We start from the raw sequence: 23,572 nt of genomic DNA on the forward strand, positions 1-23,572 counted from the left end.
TGACACGGACTCGTGGGCGCCCTCGGCAGTGCTCGGGTTCACGTGGAACAATCGGGACACTCCTGAAGGGATCGTCGCGCGAACGTGTTGACCACACTGCTGCCTCTGCTGGCGTTCGCGCTGCTCACTGCCGCGAACGCGGGCTTCGTCGCCGCCGAGTTCTCGCTCGTCACCGTGGACCGCGCGGAGATCGAGCAGCGGGCCGGCGCGGGCGACCGCAAGGCCCGCACCGTCCGCCTGGCCCTGCGTGAGCTGTCGTTCCAGCTCTCCGGCGCACAGCTCGGGATCACCCTCGCGGGTCTGCTCACCGGCTACCTCGCCGAGCCCGCGATCTCCCGTCTGTTCGAGCCCGTGCTCCACCCGATCTTCGGCTCGGTGACCGACACCGCCGCGCACGTCTGCGGCCTGATCGTCGCCACCCTGCTCTCGATGCTCTTCGGCGAGCTCGTCCCCAAGAACGCCGCCCTGGCCAAGCCCATGCCGCTGGCGCTTTCGACGGCCGGGCCGCTGCGCCGCTTCTCCAAGTTCTTCTCGTGGCTGATCACCCTGCTCAACGGCACCGCCAACTGGGTCGTGCGCCGCTTCGGCGTCGAGCCCCAGGAGGAGCTGGCCAGCGCCCGCTCGCCGGAGGAGCTCGGCCTGCTCGCCGCGATCTCCGCCCAGGCGGGCGCGCTGCCGAAGGAGACCGCGGTGCTGCTGCAGCGCACGATCCGCTTCGGCGACAAGCGCGCCGCGGAGGCGATGACCCCGCGGGTCGACGTGGTCTCGCTGCGCGCCGACGCGACCGTCGCCGACCTGCTGGCCACCTCGGTGCAGACCGGCTACAGCCGCTTCCCCATCTACGAGCAGACCCTCGACCAGGTCACCGGGGTCGTCACGGTCACCGACGCGCTCAGCGTGCCGCCCGTGCGCCGCCCGACCACCCGGGTCAGCTCGGTCGCCCGGGAGCCGCTGTTCGTGCCGGAGAGCCTCGATCTCGACGGCGTCCTCGCCGCGCTGCGCAAGGGCAACTCCGATGTGGCGATCGTCGTGGACGAATACGGCGGGACCGACGGCGTCGTGACCGTCGAGGACCTCGTCGAGGAGCTGGTCGGGGAGATCGCCGACGAGCACGACGTCGAGGAAGAGCCGGCCACCATGCACGGCATGCCCGACCTGACCGCCCCCGGCGCCGAGCGCACCGTCCTCGTCGACGGGGTGCTCCGCGAGGACGAGCTGGCCGAGCTCACCGGGTTCCACGTGCCGCCGGGGCCGTACGAGACGCTCGCGGGCTTCCTGATGGCGCGACTCGGGCACATCCCGACCGTCGGGGAGACCTGGAACGAGGACGGTTGGGAGTTCACCGTGGTCGAGGTCGACCGCCGCCGCATCGAGCAGGTGCGCGTGGTGCGCCCGGAGGTGCCCGAGGATGATTGAGCTGGTCGTCACCGTCCTGCTGCTGCTCGGCAACGCCTTCTTCGTCGCCGGTGAGTTCGCGCTCATCGCCTCCCGCCGCACCGTGATCGAGCCGATGGCCGCCACGTCCCGGCGCGCCCGCACGGCCCTGCGCGCCATGAACGAGATCCCGCTGATGATCGCCGGCGCCCAGCTCGGCGTCACGATCTGCACCCTGGGTCTCGGCGCCCTGGCCGAGCCCGCGCTGGCCCATGGCCTGCAGGGCCCGTTCGAGGCCGTCCACCTGCCCGAGAAGGTGGTGCACCCGGTCGCCTTCGCGCTCGCCCTCGCGGTCGTGGTGTTCGCGCACACCGTGGTCGGTGAGATGGTGCCGAAGAACCTGACGCTGGCCTCGCCCGAGCGTGCGGTGCTGTGGCTCGGGCCGCCGATGTACGCCTTCTGCATGGCCACCAAGCCCGTCCTCGTCGCCATGAAGTGGGCGTCGCGCACGATCCTGTCGCTGTGGCGCATCGAGGCCACGGGCTCGGTGAAGACGGTGTTCACGGCCGAGGAGCTGGCCGGCCTGGCCGCCCAGGCGACGACGGAGGGCCTGCTGGCCCCCGAGGAGCACGCCCGCATCACCGGCGCCCTGGCCCTGTCCCGGCGCACGGCCCGCGACGCCCTGCGCCCCTGGTCCGAGATCACCACGATCGCCGAGGACGTCTCCCCGGCCTCGCTGGAGGTCCTGGCCACCCGCACCAACCGCTCCCGCTTCCCCGTGGTCGAGCGGGCCAGCCGCCGCGTGCTGGGCTTCGTCCACGTGAAGGACGTGCTGGGCTTCGTCGGCCCGCAGCGCCGCGCGCCGATCCCCGCCGACCTGATCCGCCCGCTGGGGATCGTCCCGCCGACCCGCACGCTGGCCGAGCTCCTGCTGGCCATGCGGCGCGAGCGCCAGCACATCGTCCTGGTCAGCGACGGCCGGATCCCGCTCGGCGTGGTGACGCTCGACGACGTGCTGACCGCCGTGGTCGGCGAGCCGGTCGCGAACGAGCCCCAGCCCGCCTGAAACGGGGCAGCGCCGAACGGGACGCCCATCCATAATTCCCTCTGTGCACAAACCTCTCTTAGCCGGGATCACAGCGCTTGCGGTCGGTGCGACCACCGTCGTCGCCATCGCGAGCCCGGCCGCCGCGGCGGCGGCGGCCCGGCAGGTCGTCTACGCAACAGACCCCGACGACGGCTACCTGGTCGTCCTCGACGCGAACACCTACGAGTTCCTCACCTACCTCGACGGCGTGGGCGCGAAGCCGACCGGCGTGACCGTCAGCCCCGACGGCGCGCGGGCCTACATCGCCGGCCTCAGTGGCAGCACCGTCGCCGTGGTGGACACCGCGACCAGCACGACCACCGCCAACGTCGAGGTCGGCCCGGGGCCGATGAGCATCGCGGTCTCACCGGACGGCGCCCGCGTCTACGTCACCAGCACCACGAAACTGTCGGTGATCGACGCGCGCACCAACGCGGTCGTCGCGGCTGTCCAGGTCGGCTCCCAGCCGGCCGACGTGGCCGTCTCCCCGGACGGCCGCCGGGCCTACGTCGCCGACGAATCCGGAGCCTCGGTGAAGGTCGTCGACACCGCGTCGAACACGGTCACCGCGACCGTCTCCGTTCCCGGGCAGCCGCAGCACGTCGCGGTGACGCCCGACGGCCGCCGGGTCTACGTGGCCAACTCGGCCGGCACCGGCTCGGTGTCGGCGATCGACACCGCGACGAACACGGTGACCGCGACCATCCCGACGAACGACGGCGCCCGCGACATCGCCATCACGCCGGACGGCACCCGGGCGTATGTGCCCGGCGACCGGGCCGTGCGGGTGATCTCGACGGCGACGAACACGGTCACCGCGACCGTCGCCGGGTTCGTCGCCCCGAAATCGGTCGCCATCACGCCCGACGGGACCCGCGCCATCGTCACCAACAACGACCACAACCTGGTCGTGATCGACACGGCCACCAACACCGCCAAGGCGACCGAGGGCGACCTCGGCTTCAACCCGGTCGGCCTCGCGATCGCGACCGTCCACCCGGCCCCGCCCACCGCGAGCCTCGTGCTCACGCCGCAGCCGGAATCGAACCGCGTCTTCTGGGACGCCTCGGGTTCGAAGCACGGTTTCGGCTCCTCCCTCAGCCGGAGCATCGACTGGGGCGACGGCAACACCGGCGTCGACGCGCCGAACTTCCACGACTACGCGCACGGCGGGACCTACACCGTGACCCTGACGGTGACCGACGAGCTGGGCGCGAAGGCGACCACGAGCCAGCAGATCACGCTGCAGTCCGTGACCCGCTGGTTCGCGATGCTGTCGGCCAGCAACCTGCGGTACGTCTCGGCCGAGGGCGCCGGCGCGCAGCCGCTGGTCGGCGACCGGACGACGGCCGGGCCGTGGGAGACGCTCGCGCAGATCGACGTGGGCGGCGGCGTGGTGGTGTTCCGGGCCACGGTCAACGGCAAGTACCTCACCGTCGACGCCGCCGGCAAGCTGACCGCGAATGCCGCGGCGGTCGCCGACGCGTCCCGGTTCAAGATCGTCACGGGCGGGAACGGGCTGTTCAGCCTGCTGTCGGTCTCCAACAACCGGTATGTCAGCGGCAACAACGGCTCCGGCCCGCTGACCGCCGACCGTGCCGCCATCGGCCCGTGGGAGCAGTTCTACGCGACGAGGTCGACGTATCGGCAGTTCATCTCGCTGAGCAACTACAGGTACGTGACGGCGGAGAACGGCGGGAACTCTCCGCTGATCGCCAACCGCGACGCGCCCGGCCTGTGGGAGAGCTTCGACGAGATCGAGGCCGGGGACGGGTACATCGCCCTGTTCTCCCACGCCAACCAGCGCTTCGTGGTCGCGGAGAACGGCGGCAACGCCCCGCTGGTCGCCAACCGCACGGCGGTCGGCCCGTGGGAGAAGTTCTCCGTGGAGCCCGGCTGGAACGGCAGCGCCATGCTGCGGGCCGGCGCGAACAACCGCTATGTGACGGCGGAGAACGGCGGCCGCTCCGCGCTCATCGCCAACCGCACCGCGGCCGGGAGCTGGGAACAGTTCACCGGCCTGTGAACGGAAGGGGCGCCCGCGGTGCGGGCGCCCCTGCTCACATCGGGCCGGTCGACCTAGACCTTGGTGCCGTAGTCACCCGGGTCGCTAGTGGATCGGATTCCAGCCGTCGGAGCCGGCGAGGTACGCCGTCGGGGTGTACTGGGCCGCGGTCGAGGCGCTCATCTGCGGCCGGTTGCTGTTGACCACGGCGCCGGCGCCGGTGCTGCTGTACTCCGTGAAGCGCGCGCTGCGCCACGAGAAGCCGGACATGTCCGTCCACGGGTCGTCGCGGATGTGCGCGTCCATGCTCACGCCGCGATAGAGCACCTGCGCGATCGCGTTCACGTCGCCGCCCGGGTGCCAGGGCCGGCCCAGGTAGACCGTCTTGGCCGGCGCGTTGCTGGTCAGGTGGGTGCCCCAGAACAGGAAGCCGTACTTGTTGCTGACGTTCGTCGCGGCGGCGGTGATGTAGCCGTTGTTCGACGACGAGCCGCGGGTCAGCGAGCGAACCTCGCCGTTCTGGAAGACCATGGTGCCGGCGCCGAAGATGAAGTCGACGTCGCCCTCGACGTAGGAGTTGCGCACGTACAGCCGGCGCACCGCCGTTCCCGAGGTGTTGACGAGCAGCGTGTCCTGGTTGCCGAGGATCCGCACGTTGCTGAACTGCACGCGGTCGCCGGAGGTGTTGACCGCCACGGCCTGCTCGGCGCTGAGGTTGTGCGCGGCCTCGTCAAAGTCGTTGGACATGGTCAGGTTGGACACGGTGGTGTTGGCGGCCGCGATGGTGACGGTGGCGCTGCCGGCCGTGCCGTAGGTGCTGCCGTCCGGCTTGGTGAGCCCGGCCGCGTGCCCCTCGACGATGACCACGGCGGTGGCGGCCGACCCGGTGCCGACCAGGCTGATGTTCGGCTTGTTGGACGGGATGCTCACCGTGCCGCGGTACGTGCCGGGCTTGATGTTCACCGTGTAGGTGCTGCCGCTGTTGGCGGGGGCGGCGTCGATCGCGGCCTGGACCGTGCGGTAGTTGCCGGAGCCGTCAGCCGCCACGGTGACGGTCGTGGCCGCGAACGCCGGCGTCCCGCTCGCCGCCACGACACCGGCGGCGATGAGCAGGATGCTCCCTGTGCGCATGTGTCCTCCCAGGGCATCGAATCCAGAGCAGTCAATGCTCAACGCCTGACCATCGATGAGGCAAGCGCTTTCCTGGGTCACACCGAGCGGAGGCCTCGCGGCGATGAAACTTTCGCGTGTTGGGGGAGTTCGCGGCGGCAGCGTCACCGCCGAGGCGGGCGGCAACCAGCCGCTGATCGCCAACCGCGCGGCGATGGCGACTGGGAGCAGTTCTGGTTGATGTCTGACACCGCGGTGCTCAGGTTCGGGGCACCGGTGCCGATGGACGGGGCCGTGACCGTTCCGCACCTCCCGCCCGACTACGCCGGCTGGGCACACGTGCCCACCCAGCCGGCCGCGCCGCCTCCACCCGCGCCCGTGTCCGCGCCGACCGAGTCCGAGGCGTCCCGAACGCTGACCCGGATGGCCGCCGGCGCCGCGGGCGTCCTGGTTCTGGCGCTCGGCACCGCCATCGCGGTGCGGCCCACCGACGGGTCCCCGGCCGAGGCGGCGTGGCGGCCCAGCGGGATCACGCTCGCCGAGTGCCAGGCCCGCATCGCGGCGCCGGCCAACGTCCTCAGCGGTCAGGAGACCTGCGACTACCCGCAGGAGGAGCGCGATCGCGCGGCCGGGGCACCCGCGGCGGACCCGAAGGACCCCGTGTACGCCGGTGTGGTGCTCGCCGTCGGGCTGCAGTCCGACAACCGCGGCTGTGCGACCGGCGCGAACCGGCCCGTCGTGACGACCGTGTATCCGGTGCTGTCCGCGACGGTTCCGGCCGCGCCCGGCGTGCCGCACGTCGAGACCGCGTTCCAGCTCCAGGGCCTCGACGGCCCCATCCCGCAGGAGGGCGAGCAGTTCGGCGGCGACGGCAACTGGCCGGAGCACACCACGGCGCTGCCGATCGAGCGGATCGGGCCGCTCGGGCACGGGGTGTCCTACCGCTGGCGGGTCCGCGCCACGCCCCCGAAGGTCGCGGCCGCGGGCTGGTCGCGGTGGTGCGAGTTCACCGTCGCGCGGGCGGATCTGCGGCTCGACGAGTACCACACCTACCGGGTCACCCTGCCCGCCGAAACGTGGCGCGGGATCCTGGATGCGCTCGGACCGGCGCTGCCGCACGTCAACGGGTACTCGCCGCCGCACGGGCCGATCGAGTCGGCGGTGCGCGACACGAGCGGGTCGCGGTCGGCGGACCAGGTGATGGTCGCGATGGACGGCCGGCGCTAGAGCGGGGTCATGGACGACCTGGCGCAGGTGGCAACCCAGCGGAGCACGGCGGCGTGGCCGCTCGCCGACGCGCTCTCGGCCGGCCTGGGCGGCCCGGAGCGCGTCACCATGGGCTTCCCGCGCCGCTAGGAACCACCAATCGCCGGCGTCGCCGGCTCAGGGTCTGCGGGCGAAGATGGCCGCGCCCGGGGACTTGGTGTGCTGGTCCAACAACACGGTTGTCTCCACCGTGAAGCCGGCCTCCGTCAGCCACTCGGTCATCCGGGCCGGTTGGCGGCGGTGGACGTTCACTCGCATCGGGTGGCCGCCGTAGCCCTCGGTCTTCAGGCGGGCTCCGTCGCCCGCGTGGAAGCCGAGCAGCAGGACGCCGCCCGGGTTCAGGGCTCGGTGGAAGCCGGCCAGGGCCGGCGGGATCGACTCGTCGGGGATGTGGATCAGCGACCAGAAGGACAGGATGCCTCCGACCGGGGGGAGGGTCAGCTCCGTCATGTCGCCCACCTCGAAGGTGAGCCTGGGGTAGGTCGCACGGGCCAGGTCGATCATGGCCGGGGACAGGTCGATGCCGAAGGCGTCCGCGCCGAGCTCCGCCAGGTGGGCGGTCACGTGGCCGGGGCCGCAGCCGATGTCGGCCACCCGGGCGCCCGGCGGGAGCAGGTCCGCGAACAGTCGCAGGATGGCGGTCAGGTACGGGTCGCTGGTCAAGGCGCCGGTCACGAACTCGGCGTAGCTCTTGGCGACGGTGTTGTAGGAGGCGCGGGTCTCCTCGCGCCATGCGTCGTCGGGCATGGCCGGACACGTTACGCCGAGTGTGGGTTTTCTGGGCCCACGGACGTGGCAGAGAGGCCCGCCAGGGCCGAACGGTGTCTGACGGGAGCAACGGTCGTGCCCCCGGCGGACCGGAGCAATGAATCTTGTAACGCATTGGAGGGAACGCGCTCGAAACGGCCGCGCCGGCGTGGCGATTCGGGGCACCATGCCCGGTTATGCGCCGCCGCCGGTTGTTGCTGTGTGCCCTGCTTGCGTGTCTTGTCGGGCTTGCCGGCCTCGCGGTGCGGCGGGCGTCGGCGCCGCCCGGGCGGAGTGCGGCCGAACCACTGACCGGGCAGTCCGCGAAGGCGCCCGGCATGGGTAGCGCGCCGGCCGTGGCGGTGCCGTCCAGCGGGCCGGCCGGCTCGCCGGTGCACGGGGCCGTCACGGTGCGGTACACCTTCGACGACGGCCTGGCCGAACCGGTCGCGGACGTCTCCGGGCGGCTGGCGCTGCGCTCGCGGCGGGCCGAGGGCGGGCAGCTCGCCACCGTGGCCCACGACGGCGGACTCGCGGTGCGTTTTCCGCCCCGGTGTGAGCATTACGGTGCGCAGAGTTGTGCCCGCGTGATCCTGCAGAGTGCTCCGGCCGGGTTTCTCAATCCCGGTCGTGGACCCATTACGTATGGGGCCAGTGTGCTGGTTCAGCCGGAAGAGACTTCCAAGGGCGCCAATGTCGTCCAAAAAGGGTTCTCGGTCGGTGACAGTCAGTTCAAGTTGCAGGTCGACGGCGAGGCCGGGCGGCCCAGTTGTGTGATTGTCGGCACGCGTTCGTCGAGCATTTTCGTAGCGCTCTCGACACGTTCCGTGGCCGACGGGCGGTGGCACCGGCTCGCGTGTTCGCGCAGTAACTCGCTGCTCACGGTGTCTGTCGACGGGGTTGAGGCGGGGCGGGTCACCATTCCGTCGTCACTGTCGATAGTGAACGACGATCCGCTCTGTATTGGCGGCAAGGGGACTAGCGCGAACAACGATCAGTTTGTAGGGGCAATCGATGATGTGTTCGTCACTCGAATTGCCTGACCTTCGGGACAAATCGGACAACAATTGGATGCCGACTTGTCCATGAGAACCTGGCGCGCCTAACGTGAATTCGCGCCGGCTGGATGTCCGCGCCCACCACGGGCGCGCCAGGCGGCACCGCCGAGTCGATTTCGAGCCGGGGACCCACGTGTTCCACCGGGGTGAATCCGCGAGATCGCGGTAGGGCGACCTTCCCGCCCGAACCCGTCAGCTAACCCGGTAGGCGGCCATGGAAGAAGGAGTATCTCCTCGGTGGAGACCCATCTGAGGTGGACGCGGCGGCCCAACCGACTGGTCCGGCTCCTCGTCGCCACCCTCGGCGGTCTGTCCCTCGCCGTCGGCGTCACCGGCCTCGCGCACGCGGACCCCACGCCCGGCGAGATCGAAAAGCAGATCGACGAGAAGTGGAACACGATCGAGCCCGTCGTCGAGCAGCACAACCAGCTCAAGCTCGAGCTCGCCGCCAACAAGACCAAGCAGAAGCAGCTCGAGGACGCGATCGCGCCGCTGAAGGCCCAGGTCGACGCCGCCTTCGACAAGGTGAGCGCGTTCGCCGTGCTGCAGTACAAGAACGGGCGCATCTCGAAGCTCGACGCGATGCTCACCACGGGGTCGCCGGACACGTTCATCGACCAGATGACGATGCTCAACATGGTGGCCAAGGACGAGCAGGACCGGATCAAGGACGTTCTCGTCGCCAAGCAGCAGTACGACGCCCAGAAGCGTCCCCTCGACGAGCTGATCGCGAAGCAGGCCGAGCAGGAGGCCGCGCTCAATCAGCAGGAGACGCAGATCAACGCCGACATCAAGAACCTGCAGGACATGCGCCTCCAGGCCTACGGCAGCGGCAGCGGCACCGGGTCGCTCAAGCCGGTCGCGTGCCCGCAGCAGTACGACGGGAGCCCCGGCAGCCGGGCCGCCCAGTTCGGATGCCAGCAGATCGGCAAGAAGTACGTGTGGGCGACCGAGGGTCCGAACACGTTCGACTGCTCGGGCCTGACGATGTGGTCCTGGAAGCAGGTCGGCGTCACCTACCTGCGGCACTACACGATGTGGCAGTACCAGGACACCAAGCGCGTCTCGCGGGCCGACCTCAAGGCCGGTGACCTCGTCTTCTTCTACCCCGACAAGCACCACGTTGGGTTGTACGTCGGCAACGGCTGGATGGTCCACGCACCCAACCCCAGCCAACCGGTGCAGATGAAGAAGATCGACTCCGAGCCGATATCCGGATACGGCCGGGTGGCTTAAAAAGGGTGGGCCTTCGGGCCCACCCTTTTTTACTGCGTCGGCCAGGTGCGCCAGTTCTGCCAGGAGCGGCTCGGGGTGGGGCCGCGCTGACCCTGGTACCGCGAGCCGTACACCGCCGAGCCGTACGGGTGCTCGGACGGTGAGGACAGCCGGAAGATGCACAGCTGCCCGATCTTCATCCCCGGCCAGAGGCGGATCGGCAGGTTCGCGACGTTCGACAGCTCCAGCGTGACGTGGCCGCTGAAGCCGGGGTCGATGAACCCGGCGGTCGAGTGCGTCAGCAGGCCGAGCCGGCCGAGGCTGGACTTGCCCTCCAGGCGCCCGGCGAGCTGGTCGCCCAGCGTGATCACCTCGAGCGTCGAGGCGAGCACGAACTCGCCCGGGTGCAGCACGAACGGCTCGCCGTCGTGCACCTCGACCATGGAGGTGAGCTCGTCCTGCTGGATCGCGGGATCGATGTGGGTGTAGAGGTGGTTGTTGAACACCCGGAACCAACGGTCGAGCCGCACGTCGATGCTGGACGGCTGCACCAGCGCTTGATCGAAGGGCTCGAGGCGCAGTTGGCCGGCGTCGAGCTCTTTGCCTAGGTCACGGTCGGAGAGCAGCACCTTCAGAGGTTACCGAGTTGGCTTCGTCGGCTGCCCGGCCGGTGGCGGCCAACGCCTGCTTGGTGACACCGATTGCTACTTCCAGGGCATCTGGGGAGAAATGCGAAAAAGCTTCCCGCATGTGTACTCCCAGAGGCGCGAAAAACTCCGCCGCCAGCGCCCGGGCCTTCGGCTGAATGTGCAGGTGAAGCCGCCGGCGGTCCTCGGGATCGGGCCGCCGCTCGACGTGGCCGGCGCGCTCGAGCCGCACGAGCAGCGCCGTGGTGGCCGCGGGGCTGAGCGAGAGCCGGCGCGCGAGCTCGCCGGGCGTCAGCGGCGTCTGCTCCTCGGCCGCGCGCCAGATGTGCGCGATCGCGTTCATGTCGGTGCGATGCAGCCCGTGCGCCCGCGCGAACACGTCGACGAACCGGTCCGCCTCGACGTTGAACCGGCGGAGAAGATCGATGAGCTCGTCGGCAGGCGTCACCGTTTCAGTTTGCCCCGTTCGGGGAATTCGGCAACGATCGTACACGTGTTCGAGTACTTTTGAGGCATGGCAACGTGGGCTGAGTTCGCCGCCGCCGACCCCCTGCTGGCGTCGGCCATTCGCACGCTCGTGTGTCAGTACGGCCCGGGCCTGGGCTACCTGGCAACCGTCCGCCCCGACGGCGGCCCCCGCATCCACCCCGTCTCACCGGTGATCACGGACGAGGGCCTGTTCTGCTTCGTCCTGCGCTCCCCGAAGCGCCACGACCTCGACCGCGACGGCCGCTACTCCCTGCACAGCTTCCCGTCGGAGGACACCGCCGACGAGGCGTACGTGTCCGGCCACGCGAGCGTCGTGTCGGACGCCGGTCTGGTCGAACGCCTCGCCCTGCTCATGCACGCGGCGCCGGGCATCGACTGGAAGCTGTACGAACTGACCGTCGACCTGGCGATGTACGTGCAGTACGACACTCCGACGACGTCGACGCGCACCGTGTGGAAGGACCGGCCGGGGCATGTTCCGCGGGCGCGGCATAATGGTCCGTGCGCTAACGCCGTGGATTCGGTACAGTAGGCGTCGCTCGCGGGTGTAGTTCAATGGCAGAACATCAGCTTCCCAAGCTGACAGTGAGGGTTCGATTCCCTTCACCCGCTCCATCGCAAAGGCCCTGGTCAGGACGTTGGTCCGACCGGGGCCTTTGCTTGGTCGATCACTTTGAAGTGCTGCTCCGCACCTCGAGTATCGACGCCGTGGCCGCGTCGAGCGCTGCGTGTATACGTCGATGTATACGGATCTGTCTTCAGGTGGGGTACTCTCCTGGTATGGGTAGCGTAATGATCCGGGTAGACGAGTCCACCCGAGACGACCTGACCCGTGTCGCCGGTGAGGATATGGGTGGTGCGTCGGCGGACGAGACGATCCGTCGGTTGTTGGCTGAGCACTGGCAGATGAAGGCCATTGCCGCCATGGACGCATACCGGGCGACGGATCCGGAGGGTTGGGGCGAGTACGTAGCCGAGGCCGACCGGGAAGATCGAGCCTCTGCGCCGACGGCCGACGCATGGGATGAGGCTGCGTGACGGCTGTTCAGCCGTGGCAGGTCTGGTGGGCTGACCTAGACCCGACTGAAGGCCGCGAGCAGGCCGGCCGTCGTCCGGTGCTGGTGGTCTCCAGCGCGTTCCACCTTCGGTTGACCGGAGAGGCGCTCGTTACCGTGCTTCCGGTGACGACACGGGACCGCTCCGGCTGGCTGCACCGCGTTCCGGTGCACCCAGCAAACCGCCCAGCCGGGTTTGTCATCACGGAGCAGGTGCGGACTATCGCCAGGTCGCGTCTGCAAGGACAGCGGCCAGCATGGGTGCTTACCGATGATGAGAAGTCAGCTGTGAAGACGGTGCTGCGACAGATGATCGATGTGTAGGCGGATCAGCGGAGCCGTTGATGCTACTTGCGGGCTGTCAGCTGGTTCTACCGGGAGCAACGCACGTCCGGGCCATTCGCGGGCCAGTAGCCCAGGCGACAGCTGGCCGGTCCAGGCCGCTTGCAGCTAGGCGCGACCTGGAAGTTCATGTGCCTAGGCCGTGTGTCAGAAGTGGGTCGTGTAGTGGTGGTGGTGAGTTGACTGGTCGGGCGTGTCGGTGATCGATATGTGGCGAGGTCTCCGGTAGATGGGTTATCGACCAAGACAACCATCTGCACGGAGACCTCGTGGCCAGCGTAGCGGTGACGAGGCGGTTCGACCTGACCGACGCGCAGTGGGCGCTGCTGGAACCGCTGCTGCCCACGGGGAAGAAGTCAGGCCGGCCGCCGAGGTGGAGTAAGCGGCAGCTTATTGACGGGATTCGGTGGCGGATCCGGGTCGGGTCGCCGTGGCGGGACGTGCCGGAGTGCTACGGGCACTGGCGCACGATCTATGGCAGGTACCGGCTGTGGCAGCGCGACGGTACCTGGGCGCGGATCCTGTCGGTGGTGCAGGGCCGCGCCGACGCGGCGGGTCTGATCGGCTGGGACGTGAGCGTGGATTCGACGATCACCCGGGCGCACCAGCACGCCGCCGGTGCCCGCAAGCGGCCCGATCTGCAGGTCGAGCCGCCGGGTGGGGACGGCGCGGCGGAGCCGGGTGATCACGCGCTGGGCCGGTCCCGGGGCGGCTGGACCACGAAGCTGCATCTGGCCTGTGAGCAGGGCCGCAAAGTCCTGGCGCTGGTACTGACTGCCGGGCAGCGCGGGGACAGCCCGCAGTTCACTACGGTGCTGCGCCGGATCCGGGTGGTCCGTGCCGGTGGTGGCCGGCCGCGGGTCCGCCCGGACCGGGTCCTGGCTGACAAGGCGTACAGCAGCCGCGCGAACCGGGAGTACCTGCGGCGGCGGTCGATCCGGTGCGTCATCCCGATCAAAGTTGATCAGGCCGCCCACCGCCGCGCACGCGGTTCGCGGGGCGGTAGGCCACCAGCGTTCGACCTGGTGGCCTACCGGCAGCGCCACGCCGTGGAGTGCGGGATCAACCTGCTCAAAGCCCATCGAGCGGTAGCCACCCGCTACGAAAAGCTCGCCGTGCGGTACGAGACCACCACAACCATCAGCATCATCGACATCTGGCTGCGCCGCCTCGCGAAGCACTTATGACACACGGCCTAGTGGGCGGATTCCCTTCACCCGCTCCACTGTTGAGGCCCAGGCCAGGCGGTATGCCGAGCCTGGGCCTTCATCTATGCCGGTCGCTGCCGTTTCCCGGCGTGCCCGTTACGTGTCCGATCGCGCTGCCGGTATGGCGCAGGTCATGGAAGTGGAAGCCGGGTAGGCCGGCGGCGGCTACAGCGACGGTCCAATCGGCGGTCCGCTGGAAGTTCGAACGGCGCAGCACGGCGCCGGTCACACCGGTGAAGATCAGCGCATCGGGCGCTTCGCCGGTGAAGTCCTTGAGATGCTTCCGCACGTCCGGGCGGATCGCGGTCGGCACCGTGACGGTGCGCATACCGGCCTCGGTCTTGGGCGGGCCGAACAGCAGCCGGCCATCTTGCAGCTCGACCAGCGTGGTGCGCACCGTGAGGGTGCCGCGACGAGAGTCGAAGTCTTGGCGTCGCAGCGCGATGAGTTCGCCGTGGCGCAGGCTGGTGAACGCAGCCAGGAGGATGAGCGCCCGGTAGCGGGCAGGGACGCGCCCGGCGAGGTCGAAGACCTGGGCGACGGTGGCCGTCGGGCGTTCAGCGGCACGCTCGGTACCGGCGCCCTTGATACGGCACGGATTGCGGCGGATCAGCTCGTCGTCAACGGCCGTGTTCAGCACGGCGCGGAGCAGGCGGTACGCCTTCGCGACCATCGTCGCGGTGATGCCCTCGGTGATGAGGTCGGCTCGCCATGCGCGAACCAGGCCCGGCGTGATGTCGCCGAGCGCCACGTCTTGAAGCTTCGGTTCGAGGTACCGCCGGTAGAGCCAGCGGTAGAGGTCGATCGTCCGGGGCCGGAGGTTCGGCCGTTGCGCGATCCACTCGGCGATGTAGTTGCCGAAAGAAATGCGGCCCACATCCGGGTTCCGCCACGTGCTGGTCAGGATCTGGGTTTCGACGCCAGCGAGCAAGGCGCCGCTGACGCGGCGCACCGCGGCGCCTGGGGGCGCTTCGCGCCCTGGCCGCTTAGGCTTCGCCACGCGGCCAGGCAAGCCCCCCCGCGCCCGCACCGGGCTCAGCGACGCCAGATCCAGCCGACACAGGCCCAGAAACACGAAAACGCCTCGACCCGCCGGCATAGCGGCTCTTCGAAGTTGGCGGTGGTCGAGATGCCCGCGGATCTAGGTTGCCTAGCCGTCGCACCGAACGTACGACTGCTCCAGCCCGACCTGCTCCGCAGTGACCGCGCCGATGGCAAGAAGCCCGCCCAGCGTGAGGAGTGCGAGTGCAATCCAGATCAGCGCGCCTCGCGGGCGACGCGCCAGGCCGAACCCGACCGCGACGAGCAGCGGGCCGCCGACACCGCAGGCGACGAGCAACATCGTCGACTGATAGTTCGGGTTGGTGCAGGCATTCACGCGCCTGGCTTCCAGGAAGAATTGTGGAGTGCCGAGCCAAGCCAGAAGCCCCGCGAGGATGAGCATCGATCCGACTCTAGGGAGTGTCCGTCGCAGCACGGCTGGTGTCACCCATGCAGCATGACCGATGATTCTCCGTTGCGAAACGGCCGGGCTCAGCAATGCGAGGAACTGCTATGCGGTGCAACTACGGCCAGTGGCACGCCGCCCGGCGCTCCAAACCCCACCAAGTTCGAAGAGCCGCCATAGTCGAGGACCAGGGCGCGGAACGCCGACCGTAGGAGCCGAGTTGCGGTCACAGCGCGACTTGCGGTGCGGTGACACCCTCCCCGCCGCCATCCCTAGAACCTGGCACCGGTGAGGGCGCCACCGCTGTGAGCGGTCACCGCTGAGAACCTCCACGCGCTGTTCGCGCGGCCCCGCCGGGTCCGGACTAGGAACGCTCGCGGTCGTGTATAGCGTCAACCCGAAGTTGACACGTAAGCGTCAGAAGCGCAGGAGCGCCGCGCCGATTCGTCGTCTTGCGTGCCATGTCTTCTCCACCGGTCGCGCGTGCCCGAACCGTGCCCGATCGCAGGGGAGGCGGCGGTCTCCAACGGTCAACGTCCCACCCGAACATCTACGTTCCGTGTTGGTCAGCTCGCCCAGCCGGTCACCGACTGTAGAGATCAACACGATTCCCAAGCTGACAGTGAGGGTTCGATTCCCTCCACCCGTTCCACCGGAGAAGCCCAGGCCAGGCGACATGCCCGATCGCGCTGCCGGGTGATCTGGTCGCTGAGTGCGTCGGCGATGTGCCGATTCCGTTCGTTGGCCGTGTGCTGGTAGATCAACGCGGCCGGGTGGAGCTGTGTCCCATCCTGCCATGAGGTCCCCGAGGCTCGCGCCGGTGCGCGAAGCGAGGGTGTTGCCGGTGTGGCGCAGGTCGTGGAAGTGGAAGCCGGGCAGCCCGGCAGCAGCGACGGCGACGGTCCAGTCGGCGGTGCGCTGGAAGTTCAAGGCGCCGCTGACGCGGCGCACCGCGGCGCTCGGAGGGCGCTTCTCGCCCTGCCGCTTACGCCTTCGGCGACGCGGCAGGCAAGCCCCGCGCCCGTAGCGAATCAGCGACGCCAGATCCAGCGAGAGGGCCAGAAACACGAAGCGCCCCGAGCCCACCGGCATGACCGAGGACCGGGCCGCGAACGCCGACCGCAGTAGCTAGGTGCGGCTGCAGCGTGAGTTGCGGTGCGGAGTCGCCGGATCTGCGGCGTCCCGTTGAGCTCGAACAGGCCGCGGATCTGTTCGCACGGCGTGCGGGCACTGACTCGGGATCGCATCGGTAGGCAGTGCTCGCAGTGCCGGCCGATCGACGCGGCGGCGAAGAAATCTTGGACGGAATGTATTGCCATCAGTGTCCAATGTCACGGACACATGGCGGATGGTCGGGTACCTAGACTCCTGCGGGTCACACGATCCGAAGGAGACCCCCTTATGCGTCACCTCACGGCCGCCATGGTCGCGACGGCAGTGCTGCTCCTTGGGGCCGGCTGCGGCGACAACGGCCCGGCCGAAGCCGATACCGCTGCCACGACCTCGGCCGCACCAACTCTCTCGGCCTCCGCTCCACCGGACGCCCACGCCTGCGTCGACGTCAAGGCCGTCCATCTCCAGTACTCGGTCAAGTTCAGCGACAATGTCGAAAAGGACAACGCCGCAATGAAGAAGGGCGACGCCGCGGCCGGCGATGCTGCCGTGAAAGAGTTGCGCGCCACGGCGATCGAGTGGGTCGGCAAACTTGAACCGCTGGCCGCCCAAGTGCAGGGACCCGAGTTGCGCAAGGCACTCGACGACCTTGTCGCCGCCCTCAAGCGCTACAACGCCGGCGACGGCGTCGAAGGAGGCAACGACCTGCTGCAGCGCAGCAGGGACGTAACCGCCGAGTTGATCAAGTCCTGCCCGTAGCCGAGGCCGGGTCCGACGTCGACTTCATGATCGTTAACAAGATCTGACTGTCGGACGACCCGGCACCTCCACTGATCAGGACGGCCGCTGAACGCAGCGGCCGTCCTGGTCGGTTCGGGTCTCTCGCGCCCAGCTCTCACACGATTTCGGCACGGACCGTGGCCACATCCCGCGCGAGCGGGAGCCGGCAGGCGCTGCCGTCGTCGGCGTCGAGTGCCGCGACCGTCAAGCCTGGTGGCCCCGTCTCGGGGTGCCCCGCGTCGATTCCCTTCACCCGCTCCGGTCGGTCCGGCCCAAGTAGACGGCATGATCGCCGCTCCCGGGCCGCCGTATATCGATCTCCCCCCGGTGCACGTGCCCTCTGCGTGCCCCTTGGCGTGCGTAGGTACCCTCCGCGGGTGCAGTACGAGGTGCCCGACGCCATCAAGCGCATCACCAAGGAAGAACTGATCGACCTCACCGCGAAAGCACGGAGCTTGCACCTCGGGGCGGGGCGCCGCCCCGATTGGCTGATGGAGCACCTGCCGGACAGCGCTCGCGGCTTCCTTCGCGCGGTGCTGCGCGAGCGGACCCCTCAGCTCTCCTACCGCTGTCTGATCCTTGTCCGGATGCCGGACAAGGAGGTCGAACATTTCTCGCTCGACCTCCTTGCCGAAGACTTCGATCAATTGCCGGACGTTGACGGGAAGACCTTGCTCCGCCTCACCCGCTGGGCGCTGTCGTACGTTCCGATCAATCCTCTGCCGCCGGAGACGTAGACCGGCTCTGTTCGATCATCTGACCGAGCCGGTCGGCGATGACCTGGTCACGGCCGGGCCGGCTGGTCAAGGGCAGCTTCCGGCTCGTCGCGAGGCGCAAGCGCCGGCACCGGCCGGCGTGGCGGCGTACACGACCTTCACGGCGAAGACCCCGAACCGCTCGTGGTCGGCCTGCGGTCAGCCGTGTCCGCCGCGTGCCCCCCTGAACTGGTCCGGGCGGACGGGGTGCGGGGCATCAACGCGAAGAAGCGTCGCCGCATCGCGTCGGCGTCTGCGTTCGCAGGGCTGGAACGGCTGCGTCGTCGGCTCCGGCCGCCCATTCGAGCCACAACGAACGCCAGGTCGGGGCAGTGTGCCTGGCGTTCGTAGGTTGCGGCGGATCGCGAGCTATTCGTGTGCGTACCGATCCACCGTGATCCCGCTCCGGCGGACAGTGATGTGGGCGTGCTCGCCGAACGCCTCAAGCAGCACATCATCGAAGGCGCCGCTGTCGAACGCGTCGCTCAGGAGGCGGGCGCGGTTGTAGCGTTCTTCATCCGGCCCGACGTAGGGGAGATCCCTGTACTGGCCATCCGCCCATTGGAAGGGGCGCCCGCCGAGAGTCGGGTGTTCGTCGCCTCTGAGTGAGAGCTCGTAGGTGAGCTGCGGGTCGAGCACCGGATCATCCGGAGTGCGGAACCATGGCGGGTTGACCCTGAACACACATGGTTCGCCATCATTGAAATAAGGGGTGTACTGGGTCCAGCCGAACTCGACGATTGTGCTGTCGTCGAGCAGAGCGCGAATCAGTGGTTCGAGGTCCGAAAGCGGTCGTTGCCGGACCCGGGGGTCGGCTCGGGTGATTTCGCCGTCAACCGGGATGCCGAGAAAATTCTGTTGGCTCATTCGGTGGGTCCTTCTTCTCGGTCTTCGTGTTTCAGGAGATGCGACAAGGGCAGCTCGGTGCGTTGGGTGCCGGACATCCACGGCTTGATCGGCATGCCGGCGATGTAGTCAGCTGGTGATGGAAGCCAGCCGAGGTCCTCGAGCACGTGTCGCTCCGCAACCAGCCGTACGGGGACCTGAATCACTTTGCCTGCGCTACGTGTGATGTCAATGGTGCGGCCGAAGATGCGTTGACACAGCCAGACGCCTTCGGTGTGGTGGTACAGCGACCGGTGCCGGACGTCGCCGATGAGCTTCTTCGAGGAATCGATGAACTCCTCAATATCGATATAGTCCTCAGGTGCACCGCCCCATTTGTGGGCCGCCGAGACCGCATGGTGCCAACTGTTCACGCAGTACCTCATGTCCCGCGCCGCCGGTGTGGTATCGCGCTGCGGGTCGCAACGTAGATCATGACCTGGCGGTGATGCAACGGCGGGCTGAGCGGCGGTTCTCCGGTCTGGGCACGGAGGCGGCTCATGGCCGGACGTGTCGTCAGCATGCCACTACACCAGGCCGATGATGCGTGCCAGATTTCCGCCGGTGACGGGGAGCGCGTCGCCTGCTCCCGCCGGTGAGCGACCTGCCGGAGCTGTTGAGCGTCGCGCTCGGATTAGCCCTGCTCTCCGTCGGCCGCGTCCGCCTCGGGCCGCGCTCGCGCCCGCTGCCGGGCGAGTATGCGTACAACTTCTGGGATCGCCAACCGGCCGGATCACCACGACCGCTGTCCCTGCACGATACGGGGTTGTCCAATGTGGTCGGGCCACGCATAATCGGCGCGCGCCGCTGAATGATCAGCGACTATGCAATCCCGCCGAGTGCCCCTGAAAGAGGAGCAGCGTGGGTAAATCCATCCTTTCCGGCCTCACGACCGTCGTGGTGGCCGCCGGTGTGGGGCTGGTCGCGGGGGCCGGCTCCGCATTCGCCGCGACGACCCCGTTGTACGTCAACAACACCTTCGGCTCCGGCTGCTCCGACACCGGAGGCGGCAGCCAGAGCAAGCCGTTCTGCACGATCACGGCCGCGGTCGGGGCGTTGGCGCCCGGGCAGGCGGCCCAGGTCACCGGGGTGTTCAACGAGCGCGTGACCGTCGGCAAGTCCGACGTCACGCTGCAGGCCTCCGCGGCGGGGGCGGCGCGCGTGGCCGGGCCGAACGCCGGGTTCACCGTCGACGGGCAGCACGACGTCGCCATCCTCGGCATCGACGTGCTGAACGTGGCGAGTGCGCCCGCGTTCGCGGTGAGCAACGGCGCGCGGATCTCGGTCGCCGACGCGACTGTGACCATGGCGAACGAGGCGAGCGGGCCGGCGATCCGGCTCTCCGCCGTGACGGATTCGGCGCTCACCGGCGTGAAGGTCAACGGCGGTGCGGTGTCGGCCGGCGTGGCCTTGGACGGGGCGACGTCCCGGACGGTGCTCAAGGGGCTGACGGTCAGCGTCGGCCGGCCGGCCGGCAGCGTGGCCGTCGACGTCGCCGGCTCGAACAACACGATCGTCAGCAGCAGCACCTACGGCGGAGCGGTCGCGGTCATCGCGCTGCGGCCCGGGGCGGCGGACAACACGATCGTCAACAACACGGTGATGAGCGGCCACGGCGTCGGGATCCTCAACAACGGCGCCACCGGTACCGCGATCACGAACAACTCGCTGGACTTCAACTGCCTCGGGGGCATCCGCGTGGCCGGCGCGTCCGCCGGCGTGTCCGTGCAGAACAACGTCGCGACCAGCGACGTGTCCTTCACGACCGGCTGCGACCCGGCCGTGCCGAGCGGGCCCGAGATCGGCCTGTACGACGGCGCGGCGGGCACCACGGTGGTCGACTACAACGCCGTCTCCCGCTCGGCGTCGCCGAACTCGCTGTACTGGTGGAACGGCCCCCTGGGGTTGGCCGGCTTCCGGGCCGCCTCCGGTCAGGCCGCGCACGACACCGACGTCGTCGACCAGGCGCACCTGGAGGACTCGGCGAACTCGGCCGCGCCGGGGTATCAGAGCACCGACTCCTTCGGCAAACCGCGCGAGGACAACCCGGCGCAGCCCAACACGGGCGCCGGGCCGGTCACCTACGCCGACCGCGGAAACTCCGAGTTCATCCCGGGCCCGTCACCGATCGTGACCGTCACGGCGGACCAGGCCGGCAACTCGGTCGCGGTGGACGCGTCGCGCACGGTCCCCGGCTACGTGCCCATCGCCAAGTACCGCTTCGACTTCGGCGACTCCACCGGCCCGGTGACGCAGACGTCGCCGGTCGCCACCCACCACTACTCGACGCCGGGGACGTACTCCATCTCGGTCACGGCCGTCGACGTCAACGGGTACAGCGGAACCCAGCAGCAGTCCAAGTCGCTGTGGCCGGCGGCCCGGACGTTCGCGCTGCTGGCGCACGACAACAACCGCTACGTCAGCGCCACCGAGGGTGGCAACATGCAGATGCGGGCGTACCAGCCCACGATCGGCGGCGGGGAACTGTTCGAGCTCGTGAAGGTCGGCGGCGACCTGGTCGCGTTGCGGTCCCGCGTCAACGGCCTGTACTGCACGGCGCTCGTCGGCCCGGAGGTTCCCGCCGGCTCGAACGTCGTGGGAGCCTGGAGCGCGTCCACAAGCAGCGACGACACGCTGTTCACGATCACGAACAACGCCGACGGCACGATCAGCCTGCGCTCGGTGGTGAACGGAAGGTACCTGAGCAGCAACCACGGCGTCAGCATGATGACCGCCGACCGGGCCGCGATCGGCCCGTGGGAGGAGTTCAGCCCGGTCGACGCGGCCAACGCCACCGTCACGCTGCGGGCCCGGGCCAACAACCGGTACGTCACGGCGGAGAACGGCGGCAATTCGCCCCTGATCGCCAACCGCACGGCGATCGGCTCCTGGGAGCAGTTCGACCTGGTCGACGTGGGCGGCGGCTGGGTGGCGCTGTACTCGCGGGCCAACGGCCTCTTCGTCACCGCGGAGGCGGGCGGCAACCAGCCGCTGATCGCCAACCGCGCGGCCGTCGGCCCGTGGGAGAAGTTCAAGGTGATCGCCAACGCCGACGGCAGCATCAGTCTGCTGGCCGGGGTCAACAACCGGTACGTGACGGCGGAGAACGGTGGCAACTCGTCGCTGATCGCGAACCGCACGGCGATCGGCCCGTGGGAGCAGTTCGACCGCTGACCTGGCCGAACGCCGACAGCGAACACGAGTGAGGGCCCGCGCTCGAGCAGCGCGGGCCCTTCTCGTCGTCACGAGGTCAGCGCACCTCGAGGCCTAGGAGGCCGTCGCGGACCAGAGGCCGTGGGCCGCGGGCGACACCCAGCCGTTCGCGCTGCGGCTGGAGACGTCGACCTGGAATGCGCCCGGCCGGTCGGCCGTGACCTCGACGAACGCGGTGCCGTCCGAGGCCGCGGCGACCGTCTGCTCGGCGCCGCCATTCACGGTGTAGACGTAGTTGGTGATGGTGCCCGTGTTGGGGCCGGGCGCGAAGTCGATCCGGAACGGCACGCCGACGATCGCAGCGGCCGGGCCGGTCACCGTCGGGGCGGTGCTGGCGATGATCACTCGGTACGACGTGATCGGCGAGGGGTTGAACGCCCGGTCGAAGCTGCGCACGCTCAGGGTCACGAAGCCGCTGCTCGGCGGCGACAGGGTGAGGGTCGCGCCGCCGTTCTGGTCGGCGTGCACGACGCCCGGCATCGAGAACGGGTCGGTCCACTCGGGCACGCCGTTCGGGCCGATGAAGGCGCCGAACTCGGAGAAGACGCCATTCCAGCTGTACTGGTAGCCGTAGACGTCGCCGACGCCGTTCGGGGCCAGGTTGTAGACGATCGGGTCGCCGCCCGGGTAGCGCGTGGCGTGGCTCGGGTAGTTGGGCGACGTCACCTCGGGCGCGTTGTCCGGCGCCGTGGCATCGGTGGTGAAGTAGCACGTCTGCGACCACGGCGAGTTGTCGGCGCCGTCGTTGGTCCGCACCTGCCACGCGTAGGTCGTGTTGTCGGCGAGCGCGCCGGCCGGCGGGGTGACCCCGTCGACGTGGCCGTTCGACATGAGCTGGTCGGTGATCGTCGTGCGCTGGTCGGGGTGGTCGACCGGCCAGATCGTGAACTCGCCGGTGAGGTAGGTGTCGTCCGGGTCGGCGTCGCGCACCATGGCCTCGAGGACCGGCGTGAGGCCGCTCAGGTACGGGTACGGGGCGCCGGTCGCGCACGGCCGGAGGCCGTTGAACATCGGGGCCGGCGCGGCGGGCGGGGTGTTGTAGCCGAGGTACAGCACCGGCGCGGCGATGCGGCGGCCGAGCGGCAGGCGATGCTCGAGCGCCTCCGGCAGCCGCACCTCGATCGAGACGTGCGACGGCAGGTGGGCGCCGGCCGCGGTCGCTCGGTTGACGAGGTCGATGAGGTCGAGCAGCGGGTAGGTGGTCGGGCACTGGTCGACCGGGCCGAGGGTGCCCAGCTTGAGCAGCTCGCGCGGCGGGTTGCGCCACGTCGGCCGCGCGCTCTCGGCGGTCGCCCAGACCTCGATCTGGCGGTGCGCGCAGTCGCCGGCCTGGGTCTCCGGCACGGCGAGCTTCGCCGACAGGATGTGCTTGCTCAGCACCGCCGCGACGTCGAAGGTCGCGTAGACGCGCGACACGTGCTGCCGGTTGCTGCCGTCCCGCCAGGCGCCGAGCGGCGCGTCGCCGGAGGGGTTGAGGTATGTGGTGTCGGGATGCGCCGAGTCCGTGTAGGCCCACGAGATCAGGGGCGCATCGATGTTGGTTTGGCCGGCTTGAGCCGGTGTGGCGGCGCCGAACAGGCCGGCAGCCACGGACAGCACCACGGCGGACAACAGCGCACCGCGGCGCGGACGTCGTGACACAGAACCTCGTCCTCCCGTTACCGCAGGTGGCCGATCCCCCCGCGGATCGCGATGAGCGTAAGTCGCGCCGACAATCCCGTGCCGCCCCGTTGCGCGTTCCCGACATCGGCGCTTGAAGCGGCACAAAAGCGGCGC

General features: G+C 69.4%; 23 protein-coding genes, 1 tRNA gene and 1 riboswitch. Of the genes, 15 read left to right on the forward strand and 9 right to left on the reverse strand.

Going from position 1 to position 23,572, the window contains the following annotated elements; genetic code table 11:
• The first annotated feature begins 87 nt into the window (after positions 1 to 87).
• From ACQP2P_RS00350 to ACQP2P_RS00360, 3 genes are read left to right on the forward strand one after another with little or no spacing between them, the layout of a single operon-like run.
• On the forward strand, positions 88 to 1,416 hold the full coding sequence (locus tag ACQP2P_RS00350; protein WP_433619579.1) for a hemolysin family protein: 1,329 nt from the start codon (positions 88 to 90) through the stop codon (positions 1,414 to 1,416).
• Positions 1,409 to 2,440 carry a hemolysin family protein gene (locus ACQP2P_RS00355; RefSeq protein WP_433612117.1) on the forward strand — a complete coding sequence of 344 codons (1,032 nt, stop codon included), beginning with the start codon at positions 1,409 to 1,411 and terminating at the stop codon, positions 2,438 to 2,440. Before ACQP2P_RS00350 ends, ACQP2P_RS00355 begins: the two co-directional genes overlap by 8 nt.
• Positions 2,441 to 2,483: 43 nt before the next feature.
• Complete coding sequence (locus ACQP2P_RS00360; protein ID WP_433612119.1) at positions 2,484 to 4,487, forward strand: cytochrome D1 domain-containing protein; 2,004 nt, start codon at positions 2,484 to 2,486, stop codon at positions 4,485 to 4,487.
• Between the two features lie 84 nt (positions 4,488 to 4,571).
• On the opposite strand, the gene ACQP2P_RS00365 is transcribed toward ACQP2P_RS00360, so the two are convergent.
• Positions 4,572 to 5,597 carry a pectinesterase family protein gene (locus ACQP2P_RS00365; RefSeq protein ID WP_433612121.1) on the reverse strand — a complete coding sequence of 342 codons (1,026 nt, stop codon included), beginning with the start codon at positions 5,595 to 5,597 and terminating at the stop codon, positions 4,572 to 4,574.
• A gap of 273 nt (positions 5,598 to 5,870) precedes the next feature.
• Between ACQP2P_RS00365 and ACQP2P_RS00370 the strand changes: the two genes are divergently transcribed.
• On the forward strand, positions 5,871 to 6,803 hold the full coding sequence (locus ACQP2P_RS00370; RefSeq protein WP_433612124.1) for a hypothetical protein: 933 nt from the start codon (positions 5,871 to 5,873) through the stop codon (positions 6,801 to 6,803).
• 156 nt (positions 6,804 to 6,959) lie between these two features.
• On the opposite strand, the gene ACQP2P_RS00375 is transcribed toward ACQP2P_RS00370, so the two are convergent.
• A complete protein-coding gene (locus ACQP2P_RS00375) occupies positions 6,960 to 7,589 on the reverse strand; it encodes a class I SAM-dependent methyltransferase (protein ID WP_433612126.1) in 630 nt (209 codons plus the stop codon).
• A 197-nt stretch (positions 7,590 to 7,786) separates the two neighbouring features.
• Between ACQP2P_RS00375 and ACQP2P_RS00380 the strand changes: the two genes are divergently transcribed.
• Both ACQP2P_RS00380 and ACQP2P_RS00385 read left to right on the forward strand, forming a co-directional pair.
• Entirely contained in the window at positions 7,787 to 8,632 is an 846-nt protein-coding gene (locus tag ACQP2P_RS00380) for a LamG-like jellyroll fold domain-containing protein (protein ID WP_433612128.1), read from the forward strand.
• A gap of 108 nt (positions 8,633 to 8,740) precedes the next feature.
• Positions 8,741 to 8,873: riboswitch (cyclic di-AMP (ydaO/yuaA leader) on the forward strand.
• A gap of 11 nt (positions 8,874 to 8,884) precedes the next feature.
• Positions 8,885 to 9,883 (forward strand): NlpC/P60 family protein, encoded by a 999-nt coding sequence (locus ACQP2P_RS00385; protein WP_433612130.1) that lies wholly within the window; start codon positions 8,885 to 8,887, stop codon positions 9,881 to 9,883.
• A gap of 29 nt (positions 9,884 to 9,912) precedes the next feature.
• On the opposite strand, the gene dcd is transcribed toward ACQP2P_RS00385, so the two are convergent.
• Both dcd and ACQP2P_RS00395 read right to left on the reverse strand, forming a co-directional pair.
• Positions 9,913 to 10,491, reverse strand: a complete 579-nt coding sequence (dcd, locus tag ACQP2P_RS00390) for a dCTP deaminase (RefSeq protein WP_433612132.1) — start codon at positions 10,489 to 10,491, stop codon at positions 9,913 to 9,915.
• Positions 10,472 to 10,957, reverse strand: coding sequence for a MarR family winged helix-turn-helix transcriptional regulator (locus ACQP2P_RS00395; protein ID WP_433612134.1), 486 nt, complete (start codon positions 10,955 to 10,957; stop codon positions 10,472 to 10,474). The genes dcd and ACQP2P_RS00395 overlap by 20 nt, the downstream gene beginning before the upstream one ends.
• 66 nt (positions 10,958 to 11,023) lie before the next feature.
• Between ACQP2P_RS00395 and ACQP2P_RS00400 the strand changes: the two genes are divergently transcribed.
• From ACQP2P_RS00400 to ACQP2P_RS00420, 5 genes are all read left to right on the forward strand, one after another.
• Positions 11,024 to 11,530: a pyridoxamine 5'-phosphate oxidase family protein gene (locus tag ACQP2P_RS00400; protein WP_433612136.1), complete on the forward strand. Its 507-nt coding sequence runs from the start codon at positions 11,024 to 11,026 to the stop codon at positions 11,528 to 11,530.
• Between the two features lie 9 nt (positions 11,531 to 11,539).
• Positions 11,540 to 11,613, forward strand: a tRNA-Gly gene (locus ACQP2P_RS00405).
• Positions 11,614 to 11,790: 177 nt separating this feature from the next.
• A complete protein-coding gene (locus ACQP2P_RS00410; RefSeq protein ID WP_433612138.1) occupies positions 11,791 to 12,036 on the forward strand; it encodes a hypothetical protein in 246 nt (81 codons plus the stop codon).
• Positions 12,033 to 12,377, forward strand: a complete 345-nt coding sequence (locus ACQP2P_RS00415; protein WP_433612140.1) for a type II toxin-antitoxin system PemK/MazF family toxin — start codon at positions 12,033 to 12,035, stop codon at positions 12,375 to 12,377. The genes ACQP2P_RS00410 and ACQP2P_RS00415 overlap by 4 nt, the downstream gene beginning before the upstream one ends.
• 287 nt (positions 12,378 to 12,664) lie before the next feature.
• Positions 12,665 to 13,582 carry an IS5 family transposase gene (locus tag ACQP2P_RS00420; RefSeq protein ID WP_433604667.1) on the forward strand — a complete coding sequence of 306 codons (918 nt, stop codon included), beginning with the start codon at positions 12,665 to 12,667 and terminating at the stop codon, positions 13,580 to 13,582.
• A 79-nt stretch (positions 13,583 to 13,661) separates the two neighbouring features.
• On the opposite strand, the gene ACQP2P_RS00425 is transcribed toward ACQP2P_RS00420, so the two are convergent.
• Positions 13,662 to 14,678, reverse strand: coding sequence for a site-specific integrase (locus ACQP2P_RS00425; RefSeq protein WP_433612142.1), 1,017 nt, complete (start codon positions 14,676 to 14,678; stop codon positions 13,662 to 13,664).
• A 75-nt stretch (positions 14,679 to 14,753) separates the two neighbouring features.
• Entirely contained in the window at positions 14,754 to 15,047 is a 294-nt protein-coding gene (locus tag ACQP2P_RS00430) for a hypothetical protein (RefSeq protein ID WP_433612144.1), read from the reverse strand.
• 1,404 nt (positions 15,048 to 16,451) lie between these two features.
• On the opposite strand from ACQP2P_RS00430, the gene ACQP2P_RS00435 reads away from it, so the two are divergent.
• A complete protein-coding gene (locus tag ACQP2P_RS00435) occupies positions 16,452 to 16,922 on the forward strand; it encodes a hypothetical protein (RefSeq protein WP_433612146.1) in 471 nt (156 codons plus the stop codon).
• A 398-nt stretch (positions 16,923 to 17,320) separates the two neighbouring features.
• Positions 17,321 to 17,680, forward strand: a complete 360-nt coding sequence (locus ACQP2P_RS00440; protein WP_433612148.1) for a hypothetical protein — start codon at positions 17,321 to 17,323, stop codon at positions 17,678 to 17,680.
• A 387-nt stretch (positions 17,681 to 18,067) separates the two neighbouring features.
• Here ACQP2P_RS00440 and ACQP2P_RS00445 read toward each other — a convergent pair whose 3' ends face one another.
• Together ACQP2P_RS00445 and ACQP2P_RS00450 are read right to left on the reverse strand one after the other, a co-directional pair.
• Complete coding sequence (locus tag ACQP2P_RS00445) at positions 18,068 to 18,565, reverse strand: hypothetical protein (RefSeq protein WP_433612150.1); 498 nt, start codon at positions 18,563 to 18,565, stop codon at positions 18,068 to 18,070.
• Positions 18,562 to 18,957: a DUF6915 family protein gene (locus ACQP2P_RS00450; protein WP_433612152.1), complete on the reverse strand. Its 396-nt coding sequence runs from the start codon at positions 18,955 to 18,957 to the stop codon at positions 18,562 to 18,564. The genes ACQP2P_RS00445 and ACQP2P_RS00450 overlap by 4 nt, the downstream gene beginning before the upstream one ends.
• A gap of 221 nt (positions 18,958 to 19,178) precedes the next feature.
• On the opposite strand from ACQP2P_RS00450, the gene ACQP2P_RS00455 reads away from it, so the two are divergent.
• Both ACQP2P_RS00455 and ACQP2P_RS00460 read left to right on the forward strand, forming a co-directional pair.
• On the forward strand, positions 19,179 to 19,394 hold the full coding sequence (locus tag ACQP2P_RS00455; RefSeq protein WP_433612154.1) for a hypothetical protein: 216 nt from the start codon (positions 19,179 to 19,181) through the stop codon (positions 19,392 to 19,394).
• A gap of 50 nt (positions 19,395 to 19,444) precedes the next feature.
• Entirely contained in the window at positions 19,445 to 21,757 is a 2,313-nt protein-coding gene (locus ACQP2P_RS00460) for a PKD domain-containing protein (RefSeq protein ID WP_433612156.1), read from the forward strand.
• A gap of 93 nt (positions 21,758 to 21,850) precedes the next feature.
• Here ACQP2P_RS00460 and ACQP2P_RS00465 read toward each other — a convergent pair whose 3' ends face one another.
• Positions 21,851 to 23,437, reverse strand: coding sequence for a hypothetical protein (locus tag ACQP2P_RS00465; protein WP_433612158.1), 1,587 nt, complete (start codon positions 23,435 to 23,437; stop codon positions 21,851 to 21,853).
• Between the last annotated feature and the right edge of the window lie 135 nt (positions 23,438 to 23,572).

It is taken from the genome of Dactylosporangium sp. CA-139114 (genome assembly GCF_050955725.1).
GTDB lineage: Bacteria > Actinomycetota > Actinomycetes > Mycobacteriales > Micromonosporaceae > Dactylosporangium.